At 36.4% G+C, this 6,639-nt stretch carries 7 protein-coding genes; 1 reads left to right on the top strand and 6 read right to left on the bottom strand.

Features of this window, described 5'->3' with window-relative positions; translation table 11 throughout:
- Positions 1–148: 148 nt before the first annotated feature.
- The 6 genes from DYY66_RS06320 to DYY66_RS06300 form a co-directional block, all read right to left on the bottom strand.
- Positions 149–697, bottom strand: a complete 549-nt coding sequence (locus tag DYY66_RS06320; protein WP_166287179.1) for a hypothetical protein — start codon at positions 695–697, stop codon at positions 149–151.
- Positions 698–702: 5 nt separating this feature from the next.
- On the bottom strand, positions 703–852 hold the full coding sequence (locus tag DYY66_RS16185) for a hypothetical protein (RefSeq protein WP_394352591.1): 150 nt from the start codon (positions 850–852) through the stop codon (positions 703–705).
- Between the two features lie 37 nt (positions 853–889).
- Positions 890–1,940: molecular chaperone DnaJ (dnaJ, locus tag DYY66_RS06315; RefSeq protein ID WP_255496230.1), on the bottom strand; the 1,051-nt coding region annotated here is incomplete at its 3' end.
- 33 nt (positions 1,941–1,973) lie between these two features.
- The gene (gene dnaK / locus DYY66_RS06310; protein WP_166287173.1) at positions 1,974–3,821 is read right to left on the bottom strand and encodes a molecular chaperone DnaK; all 1,848 of its coding nucleotides are present in this window, start codon (positions 3,819–3,821) and stop codon (positions 1,974–1,976) included.
- Entirely contained in the window at positions 3,822–4,388 is a 567-nt protein-coding gene (locus DYY66_RS06305) for a nucleotide exchange factor GrpE (protein ID WP_166287169.1), read from the bottom strand.
- Between the two features lie 29 nt (positions 4,389–4,417).
- A complete protein-coding gene (locus tag DYY66_RS06300) occupies positions 4,418–5,551 on the bottom strand; it encodes a hypothetical protein (RefSeq protein ID WP_166287166.1) in 1,134 nt (377 codons plus the stop codon).
- On the opposite strand from DYY66_RS06300, the gene DYY66_RS06295 reads away from it, so the two are divergent.
- The gene (locus tag DYY66_RS06295) at positions 5,542–6,639 is read left to right on the top strand and encodes a DUF354 domain-containing protein (protein ID WP_394352590.1); all 1,098 of its coding nucleotides are present in this window, start codon (positions 5,542–5,544) and stop codon (positions 6,637–6,639) included. The genes DYY66_RS06300 and DYY66_RS06295 overlap by 10 nt on opposite strands.

Genomic DNA, 6,639 nt, shown 5'->3' with positions numbered 1-6,639 from the left:
GGGATTTGAACCCACGAACTCCTAAGAGATAAGGTTCTGAGCCTTACGCCGTTGACCAGGCTAGGCGACCCCCGCAACAACGTGAGAATTAAGATCCTACAATAAGTGTCTTTATTGCAAGANGCTCATCAGTGGGTTTGAAAATTATTTACCCTCTGATCATTTTATCAATTATAGGTACAGCATTTTTTAGCTCATGTATTCTAATTGCCCTATCATCTTCAAAAGATGTATTCCACGGCTGTGAGTAAAGTATTACAGATTTTCCTTCTTCCAACATACTTTTTGCATTAAGAGGTGAATCATCAATAAATACATCATAATCTAGTCGCGATTTTTCTATTCCTTCTAACACACCAACATAATTTTTGAAATTTATTTTGTGTAGTTTGAGCCAATTTTTTACATCATTGTGAGTAGACTCGTCACGTGCAGTTACAATGTCTACAGTACCAAGATTTGAGAGCTGTGTAGTAGCATGTGCAATATTATTTTCTGTAGGAGGTATATCTTCCCATGATTTCCAACAAAATGAGAGTTCATTGTAAAAATCAAATTTATCTATATGATGGTTTTTCCAAAAATCCCATTCAGATATTTGAGATTTTGATATTGTGGGTCTTATTTTATTACTATATGACAACCAAGACGTAATAACATCAGCTAAAACTCCATCCACATCAAGTGCTATTCTCAATTCCATCAATTCCTGTCAAAACTGTCTTTTAATTCTTCAAGCAATTTACGCTGATGTTTGTCCATCTTGGTAGGTATATTGATAACAAGTCTAACATACTCATCGCCTCTACCTCTTCCACTCTGGCGAGGAAGCCCTTTTCCTTTTAGTTTTATTATCGTATTTGGCTGACTTCCTGATTCTACCTCAAGNTCTTGGTAGGTATATTGATAACAAGTCTAACATACTCATCTCCTCTACCTCTTCCACTCTGACGAGGAAGCCCTTTGCCTTTTAGTTTTATTATCGTATTCGGTTGACTTCCGGATTCTACCTCAAATTTTTCTTGTCCTTCAAGTGTTTCAACCATGATATTTTTGCCCAATGCTGCATCAATCATAGAAATATTTGCATCATAGAAAATATCAGAACCATCTCTTTTGAATTTATCATGAGGTTGAACTCGTATTCTAACAATTAGATCTCCATTTACACCGTTTTGAACTGATTCACCTTCTCCCTGAATTCGGTATTCTCCATCCTCTATTCCAGCAGGAATTTCAAATGGGAATTTTTTTGTTGTTTTTTGTTTTCCAGCCCCTTTACATTTTGAACATGGTCTTTCTATGATCTTGCCTTGACCTTTGCAAGTATTACATGGTTGTACAGTTACAAATGTAGAAAATCCACTGCTGCGTGATACTCTAGTTTGACCGTGACCATTACATACAGAACATGTCCTCACGGAAGTACCAGGAGTAGCACCAGATCCATTACAAGCATCACAATTTACTAGTCTAGGCAGATCAATCTCTTCTTTTTTTCCCTTGAATGCTTCTTCTAATGTCAATGTGGCATCATACACAAGATCAGATCCTCGTACTCTACCAGATCCTCCAAAATCAAATCCTCCGAACCGAAATCCTCCTCCTCTACCAAAAATAGATTCGAAAATAGATTCAAAACCACCAGCACCTCCAAAAATATCTTCAAAGTTGGCTCGTGAACCTTGGAAGATGTCATCTGTACTGTATTTTCCATCTACGCCAGCATGACCATAGGTGTCATAGAGTTTACGTTTTTCAGAGTCAGATAACACCGCATATGCTTCTGAAATTTCCTTAAAGTGCTCTGCAGCATCAGGCGACTTGTTTTTATCAGGATGAAATTTTAAAGCAAGTTTCCTATATTGTGACTTTATCTCATCAGGTGTTGAGCTTTTTGAGACTCCTAAAACCTCATAATAATCACGTTTGGAACTCATTATAACTCAACTACACTTTCCCTTGTATAAAGATCAGTTCTGCGACTTGCCTGCATCCTGTCCAGTTGCATCAGGCCCACTTTGTGCAGTTGCTTCAGGTCCACCTTGTCCAGCTGCTCCAGGTGGAGGTGTAACATTTTTGTAAAGTTCTGTACTTATGTCATTTATCAATTTAGTTAGCGAATCAAGTTTTGGTTTTATTTCTTCAACGCTCTTATCAAGAACATCTTTTAGATCTTTTATTGCATTACTTACCTGTACACCTTGATCTTGTGATATCTTGTCCTTTTGTTGGCTGATCAAAGTTTCAGCTGCATAGATAGCTTGTTGTGCTTCATTTTTGATCAGTACCTCGTCCTTCTTCTTTTTGTCTTGTTCAGCGAAGAGTTCAGCATCTTTTGTCATTTTTTCTATGTCTTCTTTGGCAAGTTTTGTGCTAGCAGTAATGGTTATCTTTGCTTCTTTTTGTGTAGCTAGATCTTTTGCTGCAACATTGAGTATACCGTTTGCATCAATATCGAATTTGACTTCAATTTGTGGAATACCTCTTGGTGCAGGAAGGATTCCAGATAGATTAAAGCTTCCAAGGGATACATTATCTGCAGCCATTGGTCGTTCCCCTTGAACTACATGTATAGTAACAGCAGTTTGATTGTCTGCAGCAGTTGTGAATACCTTGCTTTTAGAAGTAGGAATTGTTGTATTTCTATCAATTATAGGCTCTCGCAATCCTCCTAGAACTTCTAAACCCAGTGTGAGAGGCGTCACATCCAAAAGTACAATATCGCTTGTGACTTCACCACCAATAATTCCTGCTTGAACAGCTGCTCCCAATGCGACTGCTTCCATTGGATCTATTCCTGCCTCAGGTTCTTTTCCCATCAGATTTGCTACAAATTTTTTGACTAGAGGAATTCTAGTTGGACCACCGACTAGAATTATTTTACTAACATCAGCGGGAGTAAGCTTTGCATCTTCCATAGATTTCATAACAGAAGGTCTGCATCTTTCGACTATTGGATTTATGAGTTCCTCAAACTTTGCACGAGTTATTTTTAATTCAAGATTTTTTGGTCCAGAAGATTGGTCATATGATATAAACGGTAAATTGATATCAGTTTCAAATATTGAAGAAAGTTCGATCTTTGCCTTTTCAGCTGCTTCTCTTACTCGTACCATAGCCGCACTATCTTTTGAAATATCAACTCCAGATGTTTTTCTGAAACTATCAACAACATAATCAATCAAAACTTTATCCATATCAGTACCTCCTAGCTGAGTATCTCCAGAAGTACTCATTACTTCAAAGACACCACCACCCATTTCCATGATGGTGACATCTAGTGTACCGCCACCCAAGTCAAACACCATAATTTTCATATCTTGTTTTAATTTGTCGAGGCCAAAGGCAAGTGCAGCAGCAGTTGGTTCATTTATTATTCTAACAACATCAAGACCTGCAATTTGTCCAGCATCTTTAGTTGCTTGTCTTTGATTATCATTGAAGTAAGCAGGAACCGTGATTACTGCTTTTTCTACCTTGTCTCCAGTAAATGCCTCAGCATCTCTCTTTATTTTTTGTAAGATGAATGCAGAAATTTGTTGAGGTTTGTACTCTTTATCATAAATTTTAAAAAAGTGATCTGTTCCCATTTTTCTTTTTGCTGCTACTACTGTACCCTCAGGGTTAGTTACTGCCTGTCTTCGGGCTGGTTCACCAACTATTAGTTGACCGTCTTTTGTGAGTCCAACAACAGAAGGAAACGCTTTTCCCCCAACCGTGGTTCCCTCAGATGCTGGAATAAGAGTAGGCTTTCCACCTAGCATAACTGCCGCAGCAGAATTACTTGTTCCCAAATCAATACCGATAATTTTAGCCATTTACTTCATCTCCTTGATATTTCTCTTAGATATTTCCACTAAGCTTGGTCTAATAACTCTGTCCTTCAAAATATATCCTTTACGAAGTTCTGCGGTGATTGTGTCATCATCCAATGTAGGATCTTCTTTTATAGAAATTGCCTCATGCAGTTTAGGATTAAAGATTTCACCTACTGCTTCAATTGGCGTCACTCCAAATTCAACTAGAAATGTGTCCATGTTTTTTAAGATAGCATCTAGACCTGCGGTATTGGCATTCTGTTTGGATAAAGCATCTTTTGCACGAATAAAATCATCATATATTCCAAGAAATTTAAGAACAACCCCATCAGTGATCGAGTTTACACGATTCTGAATATCGATCTCCGATCTTTTCTTAAGATTTTCAAAATCTCCAAGCAGGTATTGTATTTTTTTTTCACAAGAAGAAGTTTTTTCTTTTTCTTGTTCTAATTGAACTTTCAGTGTCTCAAGTTCTGAAATAGATTCTGTTTCATCATCTTTGTTTATACTGTGTTCTTGAGTTTCTACAAAATCATTTTGGGATACATCAGATGTGTCAGACAATTCTTACTATTTTTTAGAACATACCCTTATTATAATATCTCACAAAGAGGATTTGTTTTAATTACAATAACATCAGAGTCTTTTCCATTTTTAGTTATCTTATCATAATCAAATTTTGAGCATGCTACTATGATAGTTGTTTTATCACTATGGAAAATATCTAATTCTGGTCCCTGATGTATCTCGACATCTCCAATGTAATCACGGAGTTTTGTAACAAGTGAGTTTAGCATGTCTACCTTGTCTCCTCTCATCTCATAGGAGTCTTGGGTCCATACCAAAACTACTTTGGTCCTGCTTGCTTTTAGTTCATTTTTCTTGAGCGTAGAACGAATTTCGTCAATTAATCTCTTGACATAGCCCTCAATTCCTTTGATACTACCATTTATCAGATACATCATCGTACCTGCGCCTTCTACAGATGTACCAAGTGATCTTAAATCATAGAGACCATTTGTCATGTCATCAAGAAATAGATCATTATATTCAGTTAGAACTAGATCATTTCTTGTCTGGGAATCTTGTGCAAACTTGGAAACTTCTAAAACACTAGATAGACTTGCAAATTGAGTGAGAATTTTAATTGCATGTAAAATTTCAGCCGAAGATATGGACACGAATTTTTTCCCCTTTTTATCAGATTCTAATAGTTTAGCAAGCTTGTCATCATCTTTTGCATTAAACGAACCAATGATTTCAGGAATATTATTTTTTGATAGAGGGTAATAGAAATATGATATACTTTTACCCATCTCAAGGCCAGAAACATGTTCAAGCAGTGAAATAGTTTCATTATTTCCTCCTATGCCAGTTGGAAGATTGTAAATTACTGATCCACCTTTTTTTATTGAAGATGTTGCATCTTTGAATTTTGAATGAATTTCCATCTTAGCTTCTTGACCTGTCTTTCGTATACGTGGAGCAAAGAAAAGATATTCAGCATGAGATATCGCAACATCTATTGGTTCAACTCCCAAGAGTGGTTCGTCCTCTTTTAATGATGTAACATTAGGATATGTCTTTGCAATCTCTGCTTTGAGAGAAATTGCCATGTGAGCAGATTCATCAACAATGAAAACATCAGCTCCTTTTATTGCCATTTGGCAAGCAATCGAGTATCCTTCAGTACTTAAGCCATACACAACAATTTTTGTTGCAACCAAACCATCCGGACTATGAGTACAGGCTAAGAAAAACTTTTTCCACCCTCAGATTATATCAAAAATGTTTGAAAATCTGGTTTGACATTTTGACGCCTAAACAGCTACTTTTCTTTGCTCCAATGATAAGCAAATTGAGTAAAAATCACAAAATACTCTGTACTTCAAGAAATTATCGCGAAGTTGTTGAATTATCCAAGATAAAAAACATAGATCTAAGATTAATTGGAAAACATGGTGGCTCCACCAAAGAAGGAAAACTTGGTTCAAGCATCCAAAGGATGGATCATCTTTTGGATGTAATAGTCAAGTTCTCCCCTGATTTGACCATTAGTTTCTGCTCCCCAGAAGCTGCAAGAATTTCCTACGGTATAGGTATCAAACAGGTTGCATTTTCAGACTCTCCTCATGCAGAAGCAGTGATGAGGCTTTCAGTACCACTAGTGCAGAAACTTCTCATTCCTTGGGTGATACCCAAAAATGAATTTGTCAAATATGGAATTTCAGAGAAAGATATCATACATTATAGAGCCATTGATGCAGCTGTCATAGTTAGAGAAAGATCAAAGATCAAGAGAATAGGTGTAGATAAGACTAAAAAGACAATAGTAATCAGGCCAGAAGAATCAGAGGCTGCATATATTTTAGGAAAAACCGAAAGTGATAACATAATTTATGAAATAAGTAAGGAAGACAAACTATACAACATAATAGTATTAGCAAGATATGCAATACAAAAGAAAAGACTCAAAGAAAAATTCGGTAAAAAAGTTATCATAATGGACAAAGTCGTAGACGGCAAATCACTTCTTAGTATTGCAGATCTTTTCATAGGATCAGGAGGTACCATGACAGCAGAATCCGCGTTGATGGGAATTCCAACTATATCATATGATGCCGCACCGAATTATATTGAAAAGTATCTAGTACGAATTGGACTTGCAAAAAGAGAGACAAATCCCAAGAAAATTTCAGCCTTGATCAAAAAGATGCTAAACGACAATAAAGATAGTAAAAAGAAAGCAAGAATGATTCTAAATTCGATGGAGGATCCATATTTGAAATTAGTTGAGGCAATAAAAAGAATATAG

Source organism: Candidatus Nitrosotalea sp. FS, assembly GCF_011319475.1.
Taxonomy (GTDB): domain Archaea; phylum Thermoproteota; class Nitrososphaeria; order Nitrososphaerales; family Nitrosopumilaceae; genus Nitrosotalea.
Note: the sequence above shows the minus strand (reverse complement) of the source record. Positions and strands in the feature narration are given on the sequence as shown.